Below are 23,658 nucleotides of genomic sequence, written 5' to 3'. Positions count from 1 at the left end.
TTTTACTATGGAATCGAGCCTTACGGCCTTGCTTCTACTTCTTCTTTATCGCCAGCTGCTTGGTATCAGCGGCAATCACCTTACGGTAGAACTCCTTGAAGGCAGGGATATCCGCCAGCGGAATAACCTGCTGCTTCACCTTAAAGGTACGCGTACCTATTAGTTTTCCGGCAGCCATCTTAAACGTCAGGCTGTAGTCGGCAGCGCTGCAGGTGTACGATACGTTTGTTGGCACCTCAACCAGCGCTCTGTCCGCAGGCAGCGTCAGGGTGATGGTTTCCGTATTGGTATCGCTGTAAAAGGTCGATGCGTTATCAATAGCGTGAGTTCTGTTCTCGGTAAAGACGTAATCCTGCGCCTTTGCCTTGTACGACCAGGGTAGCGCAAAGATCTTCATCCCGGCAACCTCGCTCACCACATCCGATAGCACATATTCCGTCTTGCCAACCACGGTATCGACGCCAATCTCTAGCCCCTTAAAGTTAACCGACTTCACCAGCACGTTCGGATAGTCCTGGCTGATGAGCTCCGTCACCATTTTCTGCTGCTCCGACGCGCTCTTCTCAAAGTAGGCTGATTTAATCACCGCCGCCATGCTTCCGGTAAACTGCGTGCTCTCCTTCACGGTAAACGTGCCATCGTTGGCAACAATGCTGGTGTTACCCACCACCATCGAGGGCACAAGGTTATCGCCCTTAAGGTATGATATGGTCGAAACCGTGCTGTTATCGGTGATGTCAAGGCATTGCGAGTTTAGTTGGTTTGGATAATTCGCATCGAAGGGCATAAAGTTGGAGGTTAGCTCCAGGTAGTGGTCCTTTCCGTTGATATTCGCCTTGGCGATACAGTGGTTAAAGTCGATCGAAGGCAGCATCATGTCGTGCATACCATTATCGCGCGAGTTAACCAGCACCAAGTTGGCTTTCACCCCCGCCTCCTTGCATAGCGCCACGAATAGCGTCGACACGTCCTTGCAGTCACCAATGCGCGTATTGATTACCACCGATGGTCGCTGCGGAATAATGCCGCTCTGACGGAATGCCACCGAACTGTAGGTGATATTTTTGAGGATGTAGCGGTATATCGCCTTAACCTTATCCAGCTCCGAGAGGTTCTTCCTATCCTTAAACAGATCAGCCACCACCCGTTTCACATCATAGTCAGCTTTAGCCTTGTACGAGGCAATATCGTTGTACCATTTCGACACAAAATCCCAGTTTGGCATCGACGATATAAAGAGCGTTGGCGCCATGTCCGAAAGCGTAGGCATCTTATCCTCATTCTTAATGGCTGGCGTATTGGTAGCCTCCCACTCGTATAGCGTAAACTCATCCATCTTGGTTTGCTTGGGCTCGTCAGCGCCGTTGCTCACCGTATGCTGAAACTTGATGCCATCGGCAACCAGCAACGAGTACTTCAGGCACTTCGCAGGCAGATAGCTTTGCAGGTAAAACTTATCCCAGAACTGGTTAATCAGTTTACCGCTGTTGTGGTTCTCTATCTTATATATTAGGTTGATGGCATCACCCACCTCAAGGTTGGTAAACACAATCTCAGTGCCATTTTGTTCCGCCTGAACCTTTGTACCGTTAGCCTTCACCACCTCTGCCTTCTCTATGGTGGTAGCCTGTTCATCGTACCCCCCAACGTTAATGGTCTTCCAGTATTCAATTCCCTCCTTGGTGAGCACCTTAGCCACCAGATACTTTTTCTCTTCGGTAACGCCGCTTGGATATACCACCTTGCGCTCCTCCGAACTAAGAATCACGCTTCCATCATCAGGGTAGTCCGATGCCGATGGCGCACTCTTCAGCAGCTCGTAGGCATCAGGTCCAGCAAAGTAGCTAAACACCTCCTTCTTGTTCTCCACCTTGCGCAAATCGCGAATGGCATCGAAGTTAGCCGGATTGTACTCTATTGATTTTCTGAAAGCCTCAACCGCCTTATCGTTCTGCCCCAGCTGACGGTAAGTTGTACCCAAATCGTACCAGGTGTTGCTCGATTGCGGCGCTATCGAAAGCACCTTCAGGTACTGCTCCTTCGCCTTATCGTAGTTCTGCATCTTAAAGTAGATCTTAGCCTGCTTCTCGTACAGATCTACCCCTACAGGATCAAGCTTTGCATCCTCCTCGTACAGCTTAAGCGCGCTTGCAGCATCGCTCTTATCCAGGTAGTATGCGGCAAGCTTCTGAAGAATGGAGTAGCTATCGTTTTCCTTCAGGTAGTTGAGGTAAACATTCACAGCTCCCTTCTCGTTATTTCGAACGTTCTTCTCAATAAGCGACTGCAGCTCCACAAAATCGGCATCGTTAGGGTATAGCTTGTAAGCCTTATCAGCAATAGCTATCATCTGGTTGAAATCCTTATTCTTGTTGGCAAGATTTACCCTTCGCCTAAGCACCTCCTTATCGTCAGGACCAAATATTTTCTCCAGCTTATCAACATAATCAGCAGCCTCCTTGTAATCCTCCCGCTGAAAAGCCTCGCCATACTTCATTTGTAGCGATAGCGGATGAGCGGGATCGATATCCTTCAGCTTCTCCATTTCGGTGGTATACAGCGTGCGGTTGTCGTTCCTCTGGTAAAGCTCCATAAAAAGGTTGGTCACGTAGCTGCTGTTCGGCGCCAGCTTTCGCGCCTCGCCCAGCGTCTTCTGCGACTCAAAATCGTAATCGCCATTCAAGTATAGATGCGATAGAAAGACGTAGTTAAGGATATTCGAGGGCTCATCCGCCAGCTTACCCGTAAAGTACCTCTCGGCAAACGGCGTGATGCGCTTTGCCTGGTAGGCTACCTCCTTCGTATAGGGCATCACCTCCTTGCTAACGGTTAGGTTAGGGATTGGTGTGCCGTTGCTATCGGTCAACCGAAGCATAAAGTTGATGTTATTGCAGTAGCTCTCGCCCAGCTGCACCAGAATGCGGTTGGCACCCTTGTTCAGTTTCACCTGCGCAATGTACGAGTCCGTTCCGTTGTTGCGCTCCTCCGACTCCGAGATCACCTCCTTGTCGTTCACCCAAACCTTAACCGATCCCGAAACGCCAATGCGTAGCTGCACCTCCTGCTCCTTATCGCTCACCACAAAGTTCTGCGCATACGCCACGCTATTATGGGTTGCTGCGTAGTAGTAGTTAAAGTCCACCCAGCGGTCGTTCCTTACAGCAGGAATGTTCACCCAGCGCACCGCAGCCCCGTACTTGTTGGTAAACGGCTTGTCGTTCCCGGTTTGGGTAATGGGTGGATACGCCTTGTCGAAACCGCTGGTCGAGATGTTCTCGAACTCGCCCACCAGCTGCCAATCGGTTATCGAGGCAGCCTTATCGGCATACTCTGCATACCCCTTTTGTTTTTTCTGAAGAAGATACTTCGATAGTGCCAGATTCGCGTTGGCAACTAGCGCACCATCGATGTTGGTCGACTGCGCAATCTTTTTTAGGAAGGCAACCTCCTCCGCGCTCTTTGGCTCGCGCTGTCCGTTAACAAACAGCGGACCCCACAAAGCCGCGAGGTAGGGCGTTGGATTGTCGCTCTTCTCGTAAAACTTAATGAAGTTCTTCACCGCCTCATCCCTCGTCTTATCGATGCTCGCAAGCAACGATAATCCCAAGTACGCATCCGATTTCGACGGATTCTGGCTTGCCGCCTGCGTAAAGAGCGTGTAGGCATTAGCCCTATCATTCTCAAAAAACTTCTTCCATGCCTCAGCAGTTCCCTGCGCGTTAGATGTAAGCCCTATGCAGCCCACAAGCGCACCAGCCAGCACGTTACGAAGAATTCTGCACCAAGAGTGAATCATATAAGTACGTGTAAAATTTATATATCAAATGAAAAGGGAAGATAGCAAAAAATACTATTGGCAAAGCAATCGTTAACTATCCTAAGGAAGAAGAAGCCCCGCAGATGTGTACTACAATATCTAATGTTTTACATACAATATTTAAATACCAAGAATACCGCGAAGTGATTAACGGCCTTGAAGCAACCAGCCTCCATCTCATCCATTCTTGTTCATAGGAGATTTTGCTTCCTGAAGAAGCATTTTTGGATAGTCCCTTAAAGCGAAATCACCAACCTCCCTCCTTTCAACTTCTCCCTAAAAAGCTACCTTTGCCCCATGCGGAAGATGCTTTTACATACCCTTTCCCTTATTGCTATTGTGCTGCTATCCCTAGCCACAAGCAGCAGCGGCTATGGGCTGCAGCACAGCAACGCATCATCGCAGGGCAAAAGCACCGGCTACACCTTCTCATCCGATCAGCACAACCACTACAGCACACCTCGCCAAAACGAGGTTATCACCATTGTGGGGAGTTGCGCCACATCCGAAGGAGCCAACAGCTCATCGTCGCTCCTATGGGGATACGTTCCGGCATTCGAGCATAAGCTTCAGCATGCCACCACCCAGTACATGCTCAGGTCGGTATGGCAGTACCGCAGCTTAACCATTTCCGACATCATATACCCATTCGACTACTTCTGGTAAGCTCATCTTCATCTTTCATTTTTCGATTAGCCAGCTGCTAATCGAAAGCATCACCTCTAGCGACAGGAAGCTATGCTGCTCCTGTGGCCGGATATTCTTATTACCATTAAAACAACAACAAGATGAACTCATCACTTACCATAATCGGACTTATCATTGTGGCAATTCTCGTGCTGCCAATCGTGCTTCTTCAGCGATCAAGCAAAAAGAACGCCGGAGACCAGGATAACTCAGCCGAATAACACCCGATAGCTCAGCAGGCAAGGCAGCACCACCAGCAGCAGCCTTGCCATACCCACTATAAGAGCCATCCCCTATTGGACACACCAAAGGGGGATGGCTTCAAAACATAAGCTCTATTATTACCAATAAATATCCTAGCTTTACCCAACAGCATAAAACCGCAATGCCATGAAAAAGATATGGATTCTACTTATTCCCCTTCTAGCGCTAAGCCTAGCCTGTAGCAGGCAAAAGGAGAATTCCCAGAAGGTTAACTTTCCAAGCAGCAAGTACACCGAATCGAGCATCAGTTTCAGCTCGCTGCCCATAAAAAAGCGAGCATACGTCCCCATATACTCGCACATATACCACATTAGCGGAGCAAAAAAACTGCTGCTAACCGCTACGCTAAGCATCCGCAACACCAGCAGCACCGACAGCATCTATATCCAGAACGTAAGCTACTTCGATTCCGAAGGGGCTCCCCTAAAAACCTACATCGCTAAGACAATCGCCATAAAACCTATGAGCGCCATCGAGCTAGTTGTAGAGGATAAGGAGGATAAAGGTGGAGCCGGAGCAAGCTTTACGGTCAGCTACGGCTACAACAACCCCAAGACAAAGCCCCTAATTCAAGCCGTAATGATTGGTACTGCCGGACAGCAGGGCATCTCGTTTGTCACCCAAAGCGTAGAGGTAGAGTAACGCCCTACTGCAGCGTTCTCTGGTCGAAGATACGGTTAAACTGCTCCCTGTAGGTTTCCGAAATAGGGATATACACGTTGCCAAACACTACCCTATTCCGCTCAATCGTTTTTATCTTGTTGATATTAACAATAAACGAACGGTGAACACGAATAAACGTATCGGAAGGAAGATGCTTCTCGATGGTAGCCATGCTCATAAGCGTAAGCACCTCGCCCTCCTCGGCATCGGTGCATATCTTTAGGTAGTCCTTAACGCTTTCGATGTACTTTATCTGGCTCACCTGAATCTGTATTAGCTTGTAGTTACTCTTAACAAAAAAGCTTTCAGCCACAGGCTTCGAATCAACAAAAGAACCGTCCAGAAACCAGCGATATGCCTTGTTGGCAGCCCTTAAAAACTCGGAGTAACTAATCGGCTTCACCAGATAATCGAGCGCATCCACCTTATAACCGTCCAACGCGTAGTTCTCGTAGGCTGTAGTAAAAATCACCTTCGTCTTCTGCCCCATTATCACCTTCGAAAGTTCAATTCCGGTAAGATCGGGCATTTGAATATCCAAAAAAACCACATCAACCTTCTGGCTAACGATATTCGAAAGCGCATCGATCCCCGAGTTATACTGCCCTACAAGATTAAGGAAGGGAGTACGCTTAACGTAGCCAACAATTAGTTCGAGCGCCAACGGCTCATCGTCAACCACAATGCAAGAAAACTTAGCATTCATCAGAATTCAGTTTAATGGTTAGTTGCGACATAAATGTTTGTCCCAAATTCTCTAGCGTTAGCGTATATCTCCCTGGGTATATCAGATCCAACCGCTTTCGCATATTATCTATTCCTATCCCACTTACGCTACCATCGGATGCCACCGCATAGTTGCTGTTTATTACGGTAAAGGTTAGCACTCTTCCCTTATCTATACTCAAATCGACATTAATAAAGCAGCTTTGGGTATTACTCACCCCATGCTTAAAGGCATTTTCAATAAGCGTAATAAGAAGCATTGGGGCAATCATCACGTTTCCCTCTTCGGGCAGGTTTACCTTCGAATGAAAGTTCGACGAAATACGCATCGACATCAACTCTATATAGCTTCTGATGAATTTCACCTCCTTATCGAGCGGAACCAGAGTTTGGTTATTCTCGTAAAGCACGTAGCGAAGCAGATGGCTTAGCCCATGCACCGCATCCTGTGCTCTTGTTGCATCTATTGCAATAAGCGAGTAGATGTTGTTGAGCGTATTAAAGAGGAAGTGAGGGTTAAGCTGACTCTTAAGGTTGTCCAGCTCTGCTTCCGACTTTGCCTTTTCCAGCTCCTTGCGCTCGTACTCGGTGGAGTACCAGTTGCCCGTCATCTTAACGGCAACTGCTAGCCCTGCCGTTAGCGACATTACCATAGCATCGCGAAAGATAAACATAGTTTTACCCGGAAGATCCTTCATCGGCTTTGGAACATGCCCAACTTCTCCCACGTACATGCTAAAGAAGAATTCGTGAAGCAGGTGCAAACCGTAAACCACCACCGCTATTATTATAGCATTTACAACAATAAGCCTTAGCAGACGCTTGCTGTAAAGATATCTATCAATAAAGTAGTAGTAGTTTAGGTAGAACACAACCATAAAGCTGATTGGAACGAATACATATTCTATGTAATGCACAAGCGAAATTCGCCTATCGCCTTCCGGCGAGAAGAAGAGGGGTATCACAAACATAATCCCCCATCCTATGATTTGAATAGCGACCTGAAGCCTCTTTTGACTGCTCGACATTTCTATTTTTGGTTGCATAACCATGCTAAATTAGAATATATTTTATGACCAGAAGAATAGTCTTCCCTCAAAATTATTGTTTAATAGATTGCGCCATCCTCCACATAAGAGGAAGACGACGCAATCATCCATATAAATCAGGGCAGGAGTCTATTCTCTATCTTCAAATTCATCCACTGCTACTCGTACCTTATTGCATCTATCGGATCGAGCTGGGCTGCCTTCTTTGCCGGATACCATCCAAAGAATACTCCGGTGATGGTACAAACCGCAAACGAAAGGAAAACAGAGTAAGGCTGAATGTATATGGGCCAACCCGCAATTAACTTCACCAGCAACGAGGTTCCTACACCAAGTAGCATACCTATTACACCTCCTGTGATGCTAATGATTACCGCCTCTATCAGAAACTGAAGCAGAATATGCTTACCCTTCGCACCAATCGACATACGCAAGCCAATCTCACGGGTTCGCTCGGTTACCGATACGTACATAATGTTCATGATGCCAATACCGCCAACCAAGAGCGATATCCCAGCAATGCAAGCCAAAAGCACGGTCATCATATCGGTGGTGGAGCTTAGCATGTTGCTTAACTCCTGCTGCGAACGAATATCAAAGTCAGCCTCATCGGTATCCGAGAGCTTATGGTTGTGCCTCAGGATATCGGTAACCTCAGCAACAGCCTTCTCCGTTGCCTCCTCCGATACCGCCGACATTACAATCTCCTGAATGTAGGTAATAGCCAGTATTCGCTTCTGTACGGTTGTGTAGGGAGCTAATATCAGGTCGTCTTGGTCCATTCCCATAGAGTTATACCCTTTTGACGTCAACACCCCAATAATCTTAAAAGGTATCTTATTGAAACGGACAGTTTTGCCAACAGGATCTTCTCCTCCAGAGAAAAGATTATCGACCACCGTTTTCCCAACCACACACACCTTAGCGGCTGTTTTAACCTCGTACTCGTTAAACATCTCTCCGCTACTTACCGAATACTTTCGGATGTCAAGGTAATCGGGGTTACAGCCATTCAAAGACGTAGGAGCATTGTTGGCACCATAGATTGCCTGCCCGCTACTGCTTACCATTGGCGTTGACTTGGAGATGTACGATGACTGATTGGCGATCGAATTGTAATCAGCCATCTTCAGCGTTTGCATGCTGCCGGCATCCTGCCTAACACCACCAAACTGTCCATTGCCAGGGTGAACCATAATCATATTCGACCCCATCTCCTGAATCTGCGAACGGATGCTGCGCTTAGACCCTTGCCCTATGGCAAGCATGGTAATTACCGATGCAACACCAATAATAATCCCGAGCATGGTAAGAATGCCCCTAAACTTATTATTGTTTAGCGCGCGCAGGGCTATTTTTATCAAGTTTTTATAGTTCATTCTGATACCTGCAATTTTAGCGTCTTTAAGTAGTCGGCAGCCTGCGCCATGTGCAGGTTATGCTCATCTTTGGTGATATACCCATCGCGCAGCACGATATTACGGCTGCTGAACTGGGCTATTTCGGGGTTATGCGTTACAAAGATGATGGTACGCCCCTCCCGATGCAGCCGCTGGAATAGTGTTAGCACCTCGTACGAGGTTCGGGTATCGAGATTACCCGTTGCCTCGTCGGCCAAGATGATAACAGGATCGTTTACCAGCGCACGGGCAATGGCAACGCGCTGCTGCTGCCCTCCCGACATCTGGTTCGAGGAGTGGTTTACCCTATTGCTTAGCCCTACATCGTTTAGCGCAGCACGTGCTTTTGCCTCTCTTTCCTTTTGAGATATTGCGGGGTTATAGAGCAGCGGTAGCTCCACATTCTCTAGCGCTGTAGTTTTGGGCAGCAGGTTGTACGATTGAAAAATGAAGCCAATCTTCAGATTCCTCAAGGTAGCACGCTCATCCTTATTCATCTTCTTCACCGAAGTTCCATCAAGAAAATAGTCACCAGACGAAGCCGTATCCAGGCAACCCAGAATGTTTAACAGCGTGGATTTCCCCGATCCGCTTGTTCCCATAATGGTGACAAACTCGCCCTGGTTAATGGTAAAGCTGATACCTCGCAGGGCATGTACGGTTTCTTCGCCCACAACAAAGTCTCGCCTTACGTTATCTATGCGTATAATTTCCTTGCTCATGGCGTCTACTTTTGTCCTGGTCGTTTGGGCATAAAGGGGCTCGACTCCTTCTGCTCGCCGCCCGTTACGCTTTTTTCGTTACCCGATAGAACCGATACGGCAACAGCATCACCTTCGCGTAGTCCGCTAACAATTTCGGTGCTTACACCATCGGTTATCCCCACCTTCACCTTCTGGGGGCTTATGCCTTTGGCGGTCTTCACCCAAATATTTTTGACATCGGCGGCTGGGTTTGTCTTCCCCGGTGCCCCCTCGTTCGGGTTAAACCTAAACGCCTTCGAAGGAACCACCAGGATGTTGTTCTTTTCGCTGGTGATAATGGTGATGTTGGCGGTTAGTCCTGGCTTAAGCTTAAGCTCGGGGTTGGGGGCGTTAACCACCACCTTGTAGGTTACCACGTTCGAAACGGTGGTGGACTCGAGCCTTACCTGCGTAACCTCGCCGTTAAATACATCGTCGGGGAAGGCATCTACGGTAAAGGTTACCCGTTGCCCAGCCTTTACCTCTCCGATATCGGCCTCGTCAACATTGGCTATTACGCGCATCTTCTCTAGGTCGTTGGCAATGGTAAAGAGCGTTGGCGTGTTGAAGCTGGCAGCAACGGTTTGCCCCTCATCAACGGCGCGCGAGAGCACCACCCCATCTATTGGCGAGCAGATGGAGGCGTAGCTGAGGTTGGTTTTTGCCTTCAGCATATCCGAGCGCGACTTGTCGTAGGCTGCCTTGGCCTTCGAGCACTCATACTCGGCGGTCTCGTACTCCTTCTGGCTTATCAGATTCTTACGGTACAGCCCCGCAACGCGGTCGAAGTTCTTCTTCTGGTAGTCGTACTCCGCCTTGTTCGAGCGTAGATCGGCGCGTCGGGAGATGAGCTCCGACTCAAGAACAGTCCTATCAATTTCGGCAAGCAGCTGGCCACGCTTTACGTGCGAGTTGTAATCAACAAAGATCTTCGAGATCACCCCCGATACCTGCGTGCCCACCTCTACCTGAAGAATGGGCTCTATGGTTCCGGTGGCCGTTACCGTTTTCTCGATGCTTGCCTTCTTCACCTTCTCGAATTGGTAGCTTGTGGGCTGCTTATCCGTGGAAAACAGCTTAGGGACTTGCAGTATCAGTACGACGAATATTGCGGCTGCAGCAACTAGTATTGCTTTTCGTTTCATGCGATTTCTTTTAAAGGGTTATGGGTTGGTTTTGATAGAAGTTTAGCAGCTTTAGCGAGAGCACCGACTGGTACTTGGCCTGGATGAGGCCATCCTCGGCCGAGCGGTAGCTGTTCTTTTCGGTGAGCAGCTCGACGGTGTTCTTCATGCCGGCGTTAAACTGCTCCTGCACCAGCTCGTAGCTGAGCTTGGCCGACTTCAGCTTATCGGTGGCGGCAAGGTACTTGCTTTGCCCCGACACCGCGTTTTGGTAGAGCGTCTCCACCGTTTTCTGCAGCTCCTTGGACGTGCTGGTGTAGCTAAGCTCGGCTTGCTTGGCCTGCAGGTTCGAGCGCTCGATGTTCGACCGTACCGAGCGGTTCTTAAAGATGGGGATGCCCACGGTTACCCCAACCGACTGGTTGAAGCCGTTGTTGAGCTGGTTGTAGAGCGTGTAGCCCGAGTTGGAGTAGCTGCCAGTGCCTGCCGAAGCGTTAAGCGATACGGTGGGCAGCCTGTCGGCGTAAGCCTTTTGGGCATCCAACTTTGCCATATCTATGGAGTACTTGCTGCTAAGCATCTCGGGCATCGTTTCCACGGCACGTGCGTACACCTGCGCAATGGAGGGGATGACCACCATCACATCGCGGTCGCTGATTTCGGGGAAGTCGAGCTCGAGAGCCTCGCCTACGCCCAGCTCCAGCAGCTGCTTGAGCTCGAGCTTGGCCTGCGCCAGCTCATTTTCACCCAGCGTTACCTGGTACTTGTCGCTGCTATACTGCGACTGCAGCTGCGCGTAGTCGGAGCTGGAGATGGAGCCCGCCTTGAGCAGCTCGGCGGCGCGCTTAAGGGTTGCCTCGGAGCTTTCGAGCGTTTTGAGGCCCGTCTTTAGCGACTCGTTGGCATAGAGCACCTGCAGGTAGCTCTGCGTAACGGCAAGCTCGATGGAGTTTTGAGCAGCCAGCACATCGCTCTCGGTCTTCTTGGCGTTTACCTCCTGCTGCTGAATGCTGGTGCGAAGCTTCCCCCCGTTGTAGAGCACCATGCTGCTGCTTAACGAGTAGCTGCCCGTATACTTCGCCTTGCTGGCGTAGTCGCCCGCCGAGTTGGGCTCCTTCTGGTTAACCAGGCTTTGCGAGGATGCAAGCTGCAGCGAGGGAAGCCGCTGGGCGCGCGCCTCCTTGAGGTCGATGCCCACGCTCTCGCTGCTCAGCGATGCCGCCTTTACCTTGATATTGTTTGCTCGCGCATACGCGATGCAGCGGTTTAGAGTCCACCTTTCGCCCTGCGAGTAGCCCGCAACGCTAGAGGCGAGCAGAAGGCCTAGCAGCACGCACTTCAATCGAGTTGTTATCTTCATGCCCATATCTTTCTGTTGATTATGGGGCAAACATACGCTACCGATAAAGGCAAACCCAGCAAAATAGATGCAACCACCCGATGCATCGACGGATTCCTCCATTCAATCGACGAAAGGGCGGTCCATAATACCTTGCATTAGGTTAGTACAAACCTCTACCCGAAAGCACAAACACGGACGCGTGTTAGTACAAACCACCGCCCAAAAGCACAAACACGGCTGCGTGTTAGTACAAACCTCTACCCAAAAGCATAAACACGGCCACGTGTTAGTACAAACCTCTACCTAAAAGCACAAACACGGACGCGTGTTAGTACAAACCTAAAATCAGGCTAATCCCATAATCGACGAAAAGCAAGCTGACGCTAGTTTTTTCTCCAAATCGAAGCTATTTTAGCGGAGTAAGCATCAGCAAAATAAAAATGGTAGAAGAGATTGCTATTATCGCCCTCCTGATTATCCTAAACGGGCTATTTGCCATGGCCGAGATATCCATTGTCTCGTCGCGAAAATCGCGGCTGGAGGAGCTGCTCCGCAAGGGCAACCACACCGCCAAGAAGGTGCTCAGCCTCAGCGAGCATCCCAACAAGTTCCTATCCACCGTCCAAATCGGCATCACCTCCATTGGCATCCTTACCGGAATCTTTGGGGGCGCAACCCTTTCGCAAGCCATAAAAAGCACGCTCATCAACCTCGGCGTAAACGGCGCCTATGCCGACGATATGGCCATTGCCATCGTGGTGGTGATCATTACCTTCTTCTCCATCGTAATTGGCGAGCTGCTGCCCAAGCGCATCGGCATGGCCAACCCCGAGGCTATTGCACTCCTTGCCGCCAAGCCCATGATCGTGCTATCGCGCCTCACGGCCCCCTTTGTGTGGCTGCTCAGCTCCACCACCAACATCTTCATCAAGCTCTTTGGGGTGAAAAAGACCGAGGCCTCGCAGGTTACCGAGGAGGAGATTAAGGCGCTGGTCGAGGAGGGCACCACCTACGGCACCATCCAGGAGATCGAGCAGGATATCGTGGAGAACGTCTTCTTCATTGGCGACCTCCGCATCGAAAAGCTGATGACCATCCGCAGCGAGGTGGTTTGGCTGGACATCGACGACCCGCTCGAGGAGAACATCCAGAAGATGGTGGATCACGAGCACTCCATCTACCCCATCTGCGAGGGGGACATCGACAACGCGCTGGGGGTAATCTACACCAAGGACCTCTTTCGGCAGCTGGCAGGCAAGCAGGCCGTCGACCTTAAGAGCTGCATCCGCGAGGCCATATTCCTGCCCAACAACCAGAAGGCCTACAAGGCGCTGGAGCGCTTCCGCGAAACCCACAATAACTTCGGCTTCGTGCTCAACGAGTACGGCGAGGTGGAGGGCATCGTAACCATTAACGATATCCTGGAGGAGCTCGTGGGCGACTTCACCGACAGCGAAGAGCCAACCATCGTTACCCGCGACGACGGCTCGCTGCTCGTCGACGGCAAAATGCTCTTCTACGACATGATCGAGGCCCTCGAAATAGACGACTACGAGCCTATACAGCAGGAGTACAACACCGTTGCCGGCTTCATGCTGCACCACTTCAAAGAAATCCCCAAAGCCTCCGACAAGTTCAGCTGGCGGAGCTTCACCTTCGAGGTGATGGACATGGACGGCAACCGCATCGACAAAATTCTCATCTCCCGAAACAAAAAATCAAAAACCAGAACAAACCCGTAGGGGAACCCGCTTTTCATACGTCACATACTCGAAAAAACTCCGTCAAATAAGCCGAAACTTACATTCAAGCAAGCTTCGGACAACCTAAATTTTTTTCGAATGAAAAAGTTACTGATTCTTTGCTCATTTCTCGCTATAACAGCAACCCTATTTGCTTTTATAGGAAAACCCCAGAAGTACAACGATGGCGTATACTCTGGCGAATCGCGATCCATCTACATTCAGGAGCCCTACTACGGACAAACCACCGTTACCATTAAGAACGGCGAAATCGTAGACGTCTGCTTTAAGATCGTGGATAAAGAAAAAAACGAGCCCTTCGACGAGAAGTACGAGAAGCACTATACAGGAAACGACGAGTACGTACAGCAGTGCCGGAAGGATTGGGAGGGGGTGCAAACCTACCCCAAGAAGCTCCTAAAGAAGAAAAGCATCGAAAAGGTAGATGCCGTTTCGGGGGCAACCTGGTCGTACAACCTCCTAAAAGCATCGCTTCAGGAAGCCCTCAAAAAGGCTGAGATAAAGAAGTAGAAGCGCCCACACACGAAGGTAATCGTGCAAACCCAAAGCGTAAAACGTACAGAGCCTAATGCCGGACATGTTCCGGCATTTTTTGTAAGTAAGTGTACAATGAGCAGCTTACGCCAGCGGCATTATTCCTTATTAAAAACTTTTTATCTTTTTTCGTAAAGTTTCTACGAATGGCACAATAGTTGAGTCAGCAAAATTAAAAATAAAGCTACTTTGGCGCCTTCAATGAAGTTTTATCACTCAAGATTACTAACAACTTTAGAACAACGATCATGAAAAGAGCATTATCAATAAATACCATCGTCCTTTCGGCTCTAATGGTCATACCTTTTGCATCAGGAGCCCAAAACGAAAGGAGCAGCCGCAGCTCGCGCACAAGCTCCAGTACAAGCACAAGCAGCGATGCAAGGCGCGATTCACCATCTCCAGCCCGTTCCGAGAGATCTTACGAAAGATCGAGCAGTACCGTACGTACCGAGCAGAACACTAGATCGCAATCTACACCAGAAAGGTCGCAGCCATCACGCCGCGAATCGTCTACTGCAACGAGCACCCCAAGCGGCTACCAGCGTTCGGGCTACGATGCACAACCTGCCGCACAAGCGCCACAGGCACGCACACAAAACCAACGCGAGAGCAGATCCGAAACCACCCGCACAACGTCAACACCAGACAACCGCTACAGCAATAGCAGCAGCGACAATAGTAGCCGAAACCAAAGCGCCACAACAAACGAAAGACGCTCCGAGTATAGCAGACCCGACCGTACGGTTACCTCAACTACACGAACTGTAGAAACCCGCAACTACGACAGAGGCAGCACATACAATCGTAGCGACAATAGGAATAGCGGATACGAGCGCAGATACGACAACAACAGAAACGAACACAGAAGCGGTTACCGCTACGAAGGTCGCTATGAGGGCAGATGGGACAACCGTAACGTAACCCGATGGAAAGCCTTCGGATACGGCACTCCCCGCTACGTTGTTTACCACCAAACCCAAATCTATCGTGCGCCCTACTTTTCCGGCATTATTCGAGTTCGTCCACCCCATTACCACAATATGCCAGCTGTCTATGTAGAAAGTCGAATCGGGCAACCTTTCAGGCACTACCGTCCTTACTGGGCTGATGATTACGATTTCGTCCGCAGATGGGTCTTCTTCCCTAGGCTAAACATCTACTGGGACAACTACAGCAACGTTTTTGTTTACATGCACCACAACCGTTGGAGGATATCTACAAGGCTACCGGGGCTCTACTTCAACATAGATTTGCTAAATGAGCCTCTATTCGAAGTTGAAGAAAACTACGACAGCGAAGATGGCTACTACGATGATGGTTACTACTACTACGAAGATTAAACCAATTCAGCATAAGCAAAAAGCCCAGCCCATTAGGCTGGGCTTTTTGCTTAACCATGCGTAACCAATAATCACTGACGCTGCAAAATCGTCATGTGAATTCAGAAAACCGTGATACGAATAAGGTTATTGCCAATGTAAACCAAATGGCTTTTATTTGGAATAATAACTATATTGGAGCTAAAATTGGCTCCGACCATTTAAAACATACAAAGCAACACCTAAAAATGAAGAAGCAGCTAGCAACCCTTCTAGGGTTATTCCTTGCAGGATCAGGATTTGCTCAAACCACCGAACCCGCTAACCTTTCCAACGATCGGCTTACACATGTTCCCACTTGGGCTCAAAATGCTGTTTGGTACCAGATCTTTGTGGAACGATTCCGCAACGGCGATCCTAAAAACGATCCGACAGCCGACAACATAAAGGATTACATCAACCGCGAGGTACCACCAGGATGGAAGGTTACCCCATGGACGCAGGACTGGTACAAGCAGGATGCGTGGATGGCAAACTTCAGCGACCCCAAAACAGGCTTTACCTCTAAGGTTCAGTTCCGCCGCTACGGAGGCGACCTGCAGGGTGTTCTCGACAAGCTCGACTACCTAAAAGATCTTGGCATTAATGCCATCTTCTTTAACCCGCTTAACGATGCGCCATCGCTTCACAAGTACGATGCTGCCTACTGGCATCATATCGATCGCAACTTTGGGCCAACACCCCAAAAGGATGGAGAGATGATGAACTTCGAGAACTACGATAATCCAAAGGAATGGGTATGGACCAATGCTGATAAGATGTTTCTTAAAGTGATTGAGGAAGCGCACAAGCGCGGCATACGCGTTATCATGGACTATTCGTGGAACCACACCGGCACCAACTTTTGGGCATTCCAAGACTTATTGAGAAAGGGAAAGAACTCCCGGTACAAAGATTGGTATATCGTAAATCGTTTCGACAATCCGTCAACCCCCGAAAACGAATTCGCATATCAAGGATGGTTTGATTCCAAATCACTTCCCGAAATACGGGAAACCGTGCACCAAAGCAACGCCGCACTAAAGGCATACGAAGGAAATATATATAGCGACGAGGTAAAGCAGCACATCTTTGCTATCGTAAAGCGCTGGGGCGATCCAAATAATGACGGCAACCCAGGAGATGGTGTAGATGGATTTCGCTTGGATGTTGCAGCCGAACTCCCCCTTGGCTTTTGGAGGGAATTTAGAAACGTAGCCCGCAACGTTAACCCCGAAATGTACCTTGTTGGAGAGGTATGGTGGGAAGCATGGCCCGACAAGCTACTCGATCCTCGCCCATTCCTTAAGGGCGATGTATTCGATGCCAACATGAATTACCGTTGGTTCCGCACCGCACGCCACCTATTTGACGATGCCCCAAACAAAATGCCAATTAAGGAGTTTGTTTCCCAAATGGACAGCATATTCAAGACTGTACGTCCAGAGGTAGCACAAGGATACATGAATATGGCGAGCAGCCATGACTCACCACGCCTATCAACAGCTTTATACAACAAAGGCTTGTACAAATTCAACGCAAAACCATTTGACGACTCAGCCTACAAGGTAAATAAGCCTGATGCCGCAACAGACAAGGTAATGAAGCAGCTGCTTGTTCACCAGTATACTTTCCTAGGGGCTCCTCAAATATGGAACGGCGATGAAATGGGAATGTGGGGAAGCGATGACCCAGACACCCGCAAACCTCTTATCTGGCCCGACTACAAATTCGATGACGAGGTTGTTCATCCATTAGGCCTTTCGAGACCTGTCGATAAGGTTACCTTCGACTCAACGCTATTCAACTTTTACAAGCAGCTTATCTATATGCGTAAGAGCAACGAGGTGCTGGTTAAGGGGACTCTCAAGTATCTTATAACAGATGAGACCAACCGCATCCTAGCATACAGCCGCAACCTCGATAAGAGTGAGGCAATCGTAGCCTTTAACTTATCAAATAAGCCTAAGACGGTGTCCATACCTACCCGATTTACTAGCTATGCCAATGCACTAAATAAGGGTAAGCTATTTAAGCCTATAAAAGGCAAGCTGGTTGTGACCATAAATTCAAAGGAATCGGTAGTGCTTATATCTAAATAGAAGTACATTAACCATAAGAAAGCCCATTCGGCAATGCTGAATGGGCTTTACTTTTATATTATAAATGCTAAGTTCGAGAGAACCAAAATTAGATGCAGGATATCTAATCAACAAATTTGTACCCTACCCCCTTAATCGTTCTAATGTACTCGTCTCCTATTTTTTCGCGAAGCTTTCGGATATGAACATCAATGGTGCGATCACCAACAATTACATTATCGCCCCAAATAGTGTTGAAAATTTCTTCGCGGGTGAAAACCTTTTGAGGTTTGGAGTACAAAAGAGCAAGTAGTTCAAACTCTTTCTTTGGCAGTTCCATCTCTACACCATCCTTAATAACAACGTAGCGCGACTTATCGATAATAATCGAAGCACCGCTTCTATCAATAACATCGCTAGATCCGACATGCTCAACACGCCTCAAAAGCGCCTTAACACGACTTACTAGAACTTTTGGTTTTGTAGGTTTGGTAATATAGTCGTCAGCTCCAGCCTCAAATCCGGCAATTTGCGAGTAATCTTCTCCCCTTGCTGTTAAAAATGCAATAACGGCACTAGATAACTCGGGTATTTTGCGCATCTCCTCACAGGTTTCAATGCCATCCATTTCGGGCATCATCACATCGAGAATTATCAGCTGAGGTCGAACATCCAACGCAATACGAATAGCCTCCCTGCCATTTGTTGCGGTATAAACGTCAAAGCCTTCCTTTTTAAGATTATACCCTACAAATTCGAGGATATCACTTTCATCATCAACAAGAAGGATTTTTTGTTGCGCTTCTCCCATATCCTGATATTAAGTAATTGTTTTTCCCGGTACAATTCTACCAAACGAATATTATGCGAAAGTTAACGATTAGCTAACATTATTCTAACTTTCCATCCAAGTTTAGTCCACCAAAAACATATGCAAAGATGAAAAACAAACTGCAAAAATGTAGTAAAGCAAAAACTTACTGATATTTTTAAAGAAGAACAGAAAACCACAACACAATATAATTAACTACAAAATAGAACGATTCAACAATAAATTGGTTTCAATTCGCAATAACTTGTAAAATATTTTGTAACAATCTTTACTTTATTACACTAATAGAAACTAATTTTTTATAGATTGCGTGAAATTAAACTAAATCGCTATGGACACTATGACTAAACCAACCAGTAAAGACTTTATTGAGAAAGAAGGGAAGTATGGAGCTCATAACTACCATCCACTTCCAGTAGTACTCGAAAAAGGAAAAGGTATTTTTATGTGGGATGTTGAAGGCAGAAGATACTTCGATTTTCTATCTGCATATTCTGCGGTTAACCAAGGACACTGCCATCCAAAGATTGTAGCAGCCATGGTTGAGCAAGCGCAGAAGCTAACACTAACCTCCCGCGCATTCTACAATAATGTACTAGGTGAATTCGAGCAATACGTAACCAGCTACTTTGGCTACGACAAGGTTTTACCAATGAATACGGGTGCCGAAGCCGACGAAACAGCGCTGAAACTATGCCGAAAATGGGCGTATGTAAAAAAAGGAATTGCCGAGAATCAAGCAAAGATCATTGTATGCGACGGGAACTTCCACGGGAGAACCATTACCATCGTATCCATGTCCAACGATCCTGAATCGTATGGAGGATTTGGACCGTTTACACCTGGTTTTATCAAGATTCCATACAACAACATCGCAGAACTTGAGAAGGCGTTGAAAGATCCCAATGTTGCAGGTTTTCTTTTAGAGCCAATACAGGGCGAAGCAGGCGTATTTGTTCCAGACGAAGGCTACCTTGCAAAAGCATACGATCTTTGTAAGAAGAAAAACGTGCTCTTCATGGCAGATGAGGTTCAAACCGGAATTGCCCGTACAGGTAAGCTTCTAGCTTGCGATCACGAAAACGTCCGTCCTGATATTCTTATACTAGGGAAAGCCATTTCAGGTGGTGTTATGCCCGTTTCTTGTGTTCTGGCCGATGATGACATCATGCTATGTATTAAACCAGGAGAGCACGGGTCAACCTTTGGTGGTAACCTTATAGCAAGCAAAGTTGCCATTGCTGCTCTTGAGGTTGTAAAAGATGAAAAGCTTGCAGAAAATGCAGCTCGCCTTGGTGAAATATTCCGCACCGAAATGCGCAACTTCGACTCGCCAATGATTGAGTTAGTTCGAGGAAAGGGACTGCTAAACGCCATCGTGATTAAGAACATGAATGGCAGGACAGCTTGGGATGTATGCCTAGCAATGCGCGATAGAGGCGTTCTTGCAAAGCCAACCCACGGTAATATTATTCGTTTTGCACCTCCATTGGTAATCACCGAGGAAGAGCTTAGAGAGGCAATCTCACTTATTCAGCTAGCATTTAAAGATATCGAGAACGGCAAACAGCCTGTCGAAATATAGAACGCACAAACTACAAACTGCTACACAACTATTAGTCATGGAAGCTATCCTCGCGTTGCGGGATGGCTTCTTTTCATTTACAAACCGGGGAACAAACATCTCGAAGTGCATTTTAACATGTTTCTAATGTAACGTTCCCCGGGTTGAAGCGTCTTTATTGCTAGTTTCGCGGGTTATTGACCCTCATTAACTCCTTAAAAAATTAACGGATGAAAAACAAGTATTTACTAATGTTACTGGCCATAGCACCATCGACAGTAGCGTTTGGCGGCACCAAGCCCGAAGCCAAGAGCAAAGCGCTAGACCCTGTTGATATGAATAAAAACGTACGTCCTGGCGTAAACTTCGTGGAATATGCCGGCGGAGAATGGCTCAAAAAGCTGAACATTCCCGATGACAAAACCTCTTTTGGCGCCTTTGACATCCTTCGCGAGAATAGCATCAAGGATGTACAGAACATTCTTCTGGAAGCTGCTACAACCACCAATTCACCTAAAGGAAGCGCGGCTCAAAAAATTGGAGACTTTTACTCTTCTGGAATGGACAGCACCAAAATAAACAAACTGGGCGCTGAACCAATCAAAAAGTACATCAACCAAATCGACCAAATCCAAAACAGCAACGATTTGGTATTTGCCCTAACCCAGATGCACCTGAACGGGTTTAGCCCGCTATTTAGCTCGGGGATTGAGCAAGACTTTAAGAACAGCCGAATATACAAGATGTATCTTGGGGAAGGCGGTCTTGGCATGCCCGATAGGGATTACTACGTGAAGGACACCCCCCATAACAAGGAGCTGCAGACTGCCTACAAGGCGTTTATTAAAAAGGTTTTCACCCTACTTGGCTACAGCGAAGTTCAAGCAACAGATGCTGCCAACAACATCTACAGCTTAGAGTACAAGCTAGCAGTTGCCTCCAACACTCGCTTGGAGAACAGGAATACGGTAGCGCTCTACAATCCTGTACCTACTGCAGAGCTTGCCAATAAGTACGGTGCATTCCCATGGAACCAGTACTTCACCACACTAGGGCTAAACCTATCAAACGACGAGGTTGTTGTAATGCAGCCTAAGTTCTTTTCAACGGTTGACAGCCTCCTAAAAGTTACCCCTATCCAAACTTGGAAGGAGTACCTAACCTGGAACACCGCCCGCAGCATGTCTTCGGCACTTAGCAGCGACTTCGTAAATGCCAGCTTCGAGTTCTACGGAAAGATGCTATCGGGACAAAAGACGCTATCGCCACGCTGGAAGCGCATCTCCAACGAGGTGGATGGAGATTTAGGCGAAGCCATAGGTCAGCTTTACGTGCAAAAGCACTTCCCTCCTGAAGCTAAACAGCGCATGATTGACCTGGTGAACAACTTGAAGCTAGCGTATAAGGTACGTATCCAAAATGTAGAGTGGATGAGCGCCGAAACTAAGGCAAAAGCCATCGAAAAGCTGTCCAAGGTAATGGTTAAGGTTGGCTATCCCGACAAATGGAAGGATTACTCCTCGATGGAGATCGGCCGCGACTCCTACTTCGAAAATGTGCTGGCCGCAAACCGCTTCCAGATTCGCGATAACCTCAACAAGTACGGCAAGCCTGTAGACATCACCGAATGGGGCATGTACCCTCAAACCGTAAACGCCTACTACAATCCGCTTAACAACGAGATCGTATTCCCTGCAGCCATCCTTCAACCCCCATTCTTCAATGCAACCGCCGACGATGCTGTAAACTACGGTGCCATCGGTATGGTTATCGGCCACGAGATGACTCACGGGTTCGATGACCAGGGAAAAGAATTTGATGCTGACGGCAACATGATTAACTGGTGGAAGGACGAGGATGCCAAAAAGTTTACCGATCGTTCGAAAGTTCTTGTTAACCAGTACAACAACTTTAAGGTGCTCGATAGCCTACATGTTGATGGCGAGCTAACCATTGGCGAAAACATTGCCGACAACGGCGGTATGAACATTGCCTGGGATGCCTACCAGCTATCGCTAAAAGGCAAGAAAGCACCCGCTGCCATCGATGGATTTACCCCAGAGCAGCGCTTCTTCCTAGGATACGCTAAGGTTTGGCGCCAAAAGATGCGCGACAAGGAGCTTATGCGCCGCCTAAAGGAGGATGTTCACTCTCCTGCCATTGCCCGCGTAAACCGCGCCGTATTCAACATCGACGCTTTCTATAAGGCATTCGACATTAAGCCTACCGATCCGCTCTACATAGCACCAGCTGATAGAGCAAGGGTTTGGTAGCCTATTAAACAGCTGCTATACAAACGGGGGCATCCAGCAATGGGTGCCCTTTTCGCATTTCTACACCCCACGGCTACCTCCAGCCTCTAATTCAGGCAAGCAATCGAAATTTTCACTTTCTAAGCGCCGGACCCTCAATGACTCCCACTTATCCTTTCCATGGATAACTGTTCCGGTCGCGTGGATAACTCTTATCCTTCCGTGGATAACTGTTTCCGACGCGTGGATAACTCTTCCCCACGCATAGATAACTCTTTCCCACGTGTGGATAACTCTTTCCCACGCATGGATAACTCTTTCCCACGCATGGATAACTCTTTCCCACGCATAGATAACTCTTTCCCACGCGTGGATAACTCTTTCCCACGCATGGATAACTCTTCCCCACGCGTGGATAACTCTTCCCCACGCATAAATAACTCTTCCCCATGCGAGGATAACTCTTTCCCACGCGAGGATAACTCTTATCCTCCCACAATACGCCCGATTTGAGCATCTCCATCCAACAAAACCATAGGCTAAGCCTCTACGATAGTGAAACAAGCAGCCCTCTACTGAAGATTAAGCATCAAACAATGATTTATATAAAATTTTTAAACAATTCAAAAAGAATGCTGTTTGAATTGTAGGTATTTCTAACTATTCTAACCATGAACAAAGTAGCAAGCATTACATTCCTTTTACTTATTGCGGTTGGCATCAGCTCGTGCAACAAGCACAGCCAGCTTCTTTACATGCAAGGTGGATCAGCAAAAGCGTCCTTAAAGTCGCCACCACTCAACTACCACATCAGCCCTAACGACGAACTTTACATCCAGGTAACCAGCATGCTAAACAAGGACATCAACAGCCTATTTAGCAATAGCAACAGCCCAACCACCGCCCAAGGATATGCATTTAACAGCGAAGTTGGCGTGTACATAAACACCTACTCGGTTAATGATTCGGGATATGTAGAGGTTCCCCTTATCGGAAAAATTCACGTAGCCGGAAAAACACTCCCTCAGCTGACGGAAGAGGTTAAAAGGAAAGCGTCAGAATACGTAAACGATGCCATCGTCATCGTTAAACTGATGAGCTTTAGGGTAACGGTAATCGGCGAGGTTAAGCGGCCTGCGGTTATCACCAACTACCACGACAAGCTTACCATACTGGAGGCCATTGCCCAGGCTGGCGACATGACCGACTTCGCCAATCGAAAAATGGTAACACTTGTTCGCAATATAGATGGCGAAAACACCACCATGCCTGTCGATTTATCCTCAAACAGCATTCTCTCCAACCCGGGCTACTACCTACAGCCTGGCGATGTGGTTGTAGTAGATCCCCGTAAGGGCAAAACAACGCAGATGAACATCCCCACCTACGCCATATTCTTAAGCACCATTTCCACCTTAGTACTAATGCTTAACTACATCGTAAAATAAGTAATACA

General features: G+C 48.0%; 17 protein-coding genes. 9 read left to right on the top strand and 8 right to left on the bottom strand.

Features of this window, described 5'->3' with window-relative positions; all coding sequences use genetic code 11:
• Positions 1 to 34: 34 nt before the first annotated feature.
• Positions 35 to 3,796, bottom strand: a complete 3,762-nt coding sequence (locus ACHZA1_RS16325) for a tetratricopeptide repeat protein (RefSeq protein ID WP_320052927.1) — start codon at positions 3,794 to 3,796, stop codon at positions 35 to 37.
• A gap of 318 nt (positions 3,797 to 4,114) precedes the next feature.
• On the opposite strand from ACHZA1_RS16325, the gene ACHZA1_RS16320 reads away from it, so the two are divergent.
• Positions 4,115 to 4,483, top strand: coding sequence for a hypothetical protein (locus tag ACHZA1_RS16320; RefSeq protein WP_320052926.1), 369 nt, complete (start codon positions 4,115 to 4,117; stop codon positions 4,481 to 4,483).
• Positions 4,484 to 4,894: 411 nt separating this feature from the next.
• Positions 4,895 to 5,410 (top strand): DUF3124 domain-containing protein, encoded by a 516-nt coding sequence (locus tag ACHZA1_RS16315; protein WP_320052925.1) that lies wholly within the window; start codon positions 4,895 to 4,897, stop codon positions 5,408 to 5,410.
• Positions 5,411 to 5,414: 4 nt separating this feature from the next.
• Here ACHZA1_RS16315 and ACHZA1_RS16310 read toward each other — a convergent pair whose 3' ends face one another.
• The 6 genes from ACHZA1_RS16310 to ACHZA1_RS16285 form a co-directional block, all read right to left on the bottom strand.
• On the bottom strand, positions 5,415 to 6,137 hold the full coding sequence (locus ACHZA1_RS16310) for a LytTR family DNA-binding domain-containing protein (RefSeq protein WP_320052924.1): 723 nt from the start codon (positions 6,135 to 6,137) through the stop codon (positions 5,415 to 5,417).
• Positions 6,127 to 7,203 carry a sensor histidine kinase gene (locus tag ACHZA1_RS16305; protein ID WP_320052923.1) on the bottom strand — a complete coding sequence of 359 codons (1,077 nt, stop codon included), beginning with the start codon at positions 7,201 to 7,203 and terminating at the stop codon, positions 6,127 to 6,129. Before ACHZA1_RS16305 ends, ACHZA1_RS16310 begins: the two co-directional genes overlap by 11 nt.
• Before the next feature lie 161 nt (positions 7,204 to 7,364).
• Complete coding sequence (locus ACHZA1_RS16300; protein WP_320052922.1) at positions 7,365 to 8,585, bottom strand: ABC transporter permease; 1,221 nt, start codon at positions 8,583 to 8,585, stop codon at positions 7,365 to 7,367.
• Entirely contained in the window at positions 8,582 to 9,328 is a 747-nt protein-coding gene (locus ACHZA1_RS16295; RefSeq protein WP_320052921.1) for an ABC transporter ATP-binding protein, read from the bottom strand. Before ACHZA1_RS16295 ends, ACHZA1_RS16300 begins: the two co-directional genes overlap by 4 nt.
• Positions 9,329 to 9,333: 5 nt before the next feature.
• Positions 9,334 to 10,494: an efflux RND transporter periplasmic adaptor subunit gene (locus ACHZA1_RS16290; protein WP_320052920.1), complete on the bottom strand. Its 1,161-nt coding sequence runs from the start codon at positions 10,492 to 10,494 to the stop codon at positions 9,334 to 9,336.
• 10 nt (positions 10,495 to 10,504) lie between these two features.
• Positions 10,505 to 11,833 carry a TolC family protein gene (locus tag ACHZA1_RS16285; RefSeq protein WP_320052919.1) on the bottom strand — a complete coding sequence of 443 codons (1,329 nt, stop codon included), beginning with the start codon at positions 11,831 to 11,833 and terminating at the stop codon, positions 10,505 to 10,507.
• 422 nt (positions 11,834 to 12,255) lie between these two features.
• On the opposite strand from ACHZA1_RS16285, the gene ACHZA1_RS16280 reads away from it, so the two are divergent.
• From ACHZA1_RS16280 to ACHZA1_RS16265, 4 genes are all read left to right on the top strand, one after another.
• Positions 12,256 to 13,557, top strand: coding sequence for a hemolysin family protein (locus ACHZA1_RS16280; RefSeq protein WP_320052918.1), 1,302 nt, complete (start codon positions 12,256 to 12,258; stop codon positions 13,555 to 13,557).
• A gap of 99 nt (positions 13,558 to 13,656) precedes the next feature.
• Complete coding sequence (locus ACHZA1_RS16275) at positions 13,657 to 14,088, top strand: FMN-binding protein (RefSeq protein ID WP_320052917.1); 432 nt, start codon at positions 13,657 to 13,659, stop codon at positions 14,086 to 14,088.
• Positions 14,089 to 14,360: 272 nt separating this feature from the next.
• On the top strand, positions 14,361 to 15,455 hold the full coding sequence (locus tag ACHZA1_RS16270; protein WP_320052916.1) for a hypothetical protein: 1,095 nt from the start codon (positions 14,361 to 14,363) through the stop codon (positions 15,453 to 15,455).
• Positions 15,456 to 15,682: 227 nt separating this feature from the next.
• Complete coding sequence (locus tag ACHZA1_RS16265; protein WP_320052915.1) at positions 15,683 to 17,575, top strand: glycoside hydrolase family 13 protein; 1,893 nt, start codon at positions 15,683 to 15,685, stop codon at positions 17,573 to 17,575.
• A gap of 103 nt (positions 17,576 to 17,678) precedes the next feature.
• Here the strand turns inward: ACHZA1_RS16265 and ACHZA1_RS16260 are convergent, their stop codons facing one another.
• Complete coding sequence (locus tag ACHZA1_RS16260) at positions 17,679 to 18,365, bottom strand: response regulator transcription factor (RefSeq protein ID WP_320052914.1); 687 nt, start codon at positions 18,363 to 18,365, stop codon at positions 17,679 to 17,681.
• A 361-nt stretch (positions 18,366 to 18,726) separates the two neighbouring features.
• Here ACHZA1_RS16260 and rocD point away from each other — a divergent pair, with 361 nt between their 5' ends.
• From rocD to ACHZA1_RS16245, 3 genes are all read left to right on the top strand, one after another.
• A complete protein-coding gene (gene rocD, locus ACHZA1_RS16255) occupies positions 18,727 to 19,971 on the top strand; it encodes an ornithine--oxo-acid transaminase (protein ID WP_320052913.1) in 1,245 nt (414 codons plus the stop codon).
• Between the two features lie 209 nt (positions 19,972 to 20,180).
• Positions 20,181 to 22,223, top strand: a complete 2,043-nt coding sequence (locus tag ACHZA1_RS16250) for a M13 family metallopeptidase (RefSeq protein WP_320052912.1) — start codon at positions 20,181 to 20,183, stop codon at positions 22,221 to 22,223.
• A gap of 650 nt (positions 22,224 to 22,873) precedes the next feature.
• Positions 22,874 to 23,650 (top strand): polysaccharide biosynthesis/export family protein, encoded by a 777-nt coding sequence (locus tag ACHZA1_RS16245; protein WP_320052911.1) that lies wholly within the window; start codon positions 22,874 to 22,876, stop codon positions 23,648 to 23,650.
• The last annotated feature ends 8 nt before the right edge of the window (positions 23,651 to 23,658 follow it).

Origin of the sequence: uncultured Acetobacteroides sp. (genome assembly GCF_963667355.2) — a bacterium.
GTDB lineage: Bacteria > Bacteroidota > Bacteroidia > Bacteroidales > ZOR0009 > Acetobacteroides.
This window is presented reverse-complemented; position numbering and strand designations above follow the sequence as displayed.

Coding starts and splice junctions, on each gene's coding strand:
- ACHZA1_RS16310 (WP_320052924.1), bottom strand. CDS start 6,137: ATGAATGCTAAGTTTTCTTGCATTGTGGTTGACGATGAGCCGTTGGCG.
- ACHZA1_RS16315 (WP_320052925.1), top strand. CDS start 4,895: ATGAAAAAGATATGGATTCTACTTATTCCCCTTCTAGCGCTAAGCCTA.
- ACHZA1_RS16260 (WP_320052914.1), bottom strand. CDS start 18,365: ATGGGAGAAGCGCAACAAAAAATCCTTCTTGTTGATGATGAAAGTGAT.
- ACHZA1_RS16290 (WP_320052920.1), bottom strand. CDS start 10,494: ATGAAACGAAAAGCAATACTAGTTGCTGCAGCCGCAATATTCGTCGTA.
- ACHZA1_RS16325 (WP_320052927.1), bottom strand. CDS start 3,796: ATGATTCACTCTTGGTGCAGAATTCTTCGTAACGTGCTGGCTGGTGCG.
- rocD (WP_320052913.1), top strand. CDS start 18,727: ATGACTAAACCAACCAGTAAAGACTTTATTGAGAAAGAAGGGAAGTAT.
- ACHZA1_RS16275 (WP_320052917.1), top strand. CDS start 13,657: ATGAAAAAGTTACTGATTCTTTGCTCATTTCTCGCTATAACAGCAACC.
- ACHZA1_RS16295 (WP_320052921.1), bottom strand. CDS start 9,328: ATGAGCAAGGAAATTATACGCATAGATAACGTAAGGCGAGACTTTGTT.
- ACHZA1_RS16265 (WP_320052915.1), top strand. CDS start 15,683: ATGAAGAAGCAGCTAGCAACCCTTCTAGGGTTATTCCTTGCAGGATCA.
- ACHZA1_RS16305 (WP_320052923.1), bottom strand. CDS start 7,203: ATGCAACCAAAAATAGAAATGTCGAGCAGTCAAAAGAGGCTTCAGGTC.
- ACHZA1_RS16245 (WP_320052911.1), top strand. CDS start 22,874: ATGAACAAAGTAGCAAGCATTACATTCCTTTTACTTATTGCGGTTGGC.
- ACHZA1_RS16285 (WP_320052919.1), bottom strand. CDS start 11,833: ATGAAGATAACAACTCGATTGAAGTGCGTGCTGCTAGGCCTTCTGCTC.
- ACHZA1_RS16280 (WP_320052918.1), top strand. CDS start 12,256: ATGGTAGAAGAGATTGCTATTATCGCCCTCCTGATTATCCTAAACGGG.
- ACHZA1_RS16270 (WP_320052916.1), top strand. CDS start 14,361: ATGAAAAGAGCATTATCAATAAATACCATCGTCCTTTCGGCTCTAATG.
- ACHZA1_RS16320 (WP_320052926.1), top strand. CDS start 4,115: ATGCGGAAGATGCTTTTACATACCCTTTCCCTTATTGCTATTGTGCTG.
- ACHZA1_RS16300 (WP_320052922.1), bottom strand. CDS start 8,585: ATGAACTATAAAAACTTGATAAAAATAGCCCTGCGCGCGCTAAACAAT.
- ACHZA1_RS16250 (WP_320052912.1), top strand. CDS start 20,181: ATGAAAAACAAGTATTTACTAATGTTACTGGCCATAGCACCATCGACA.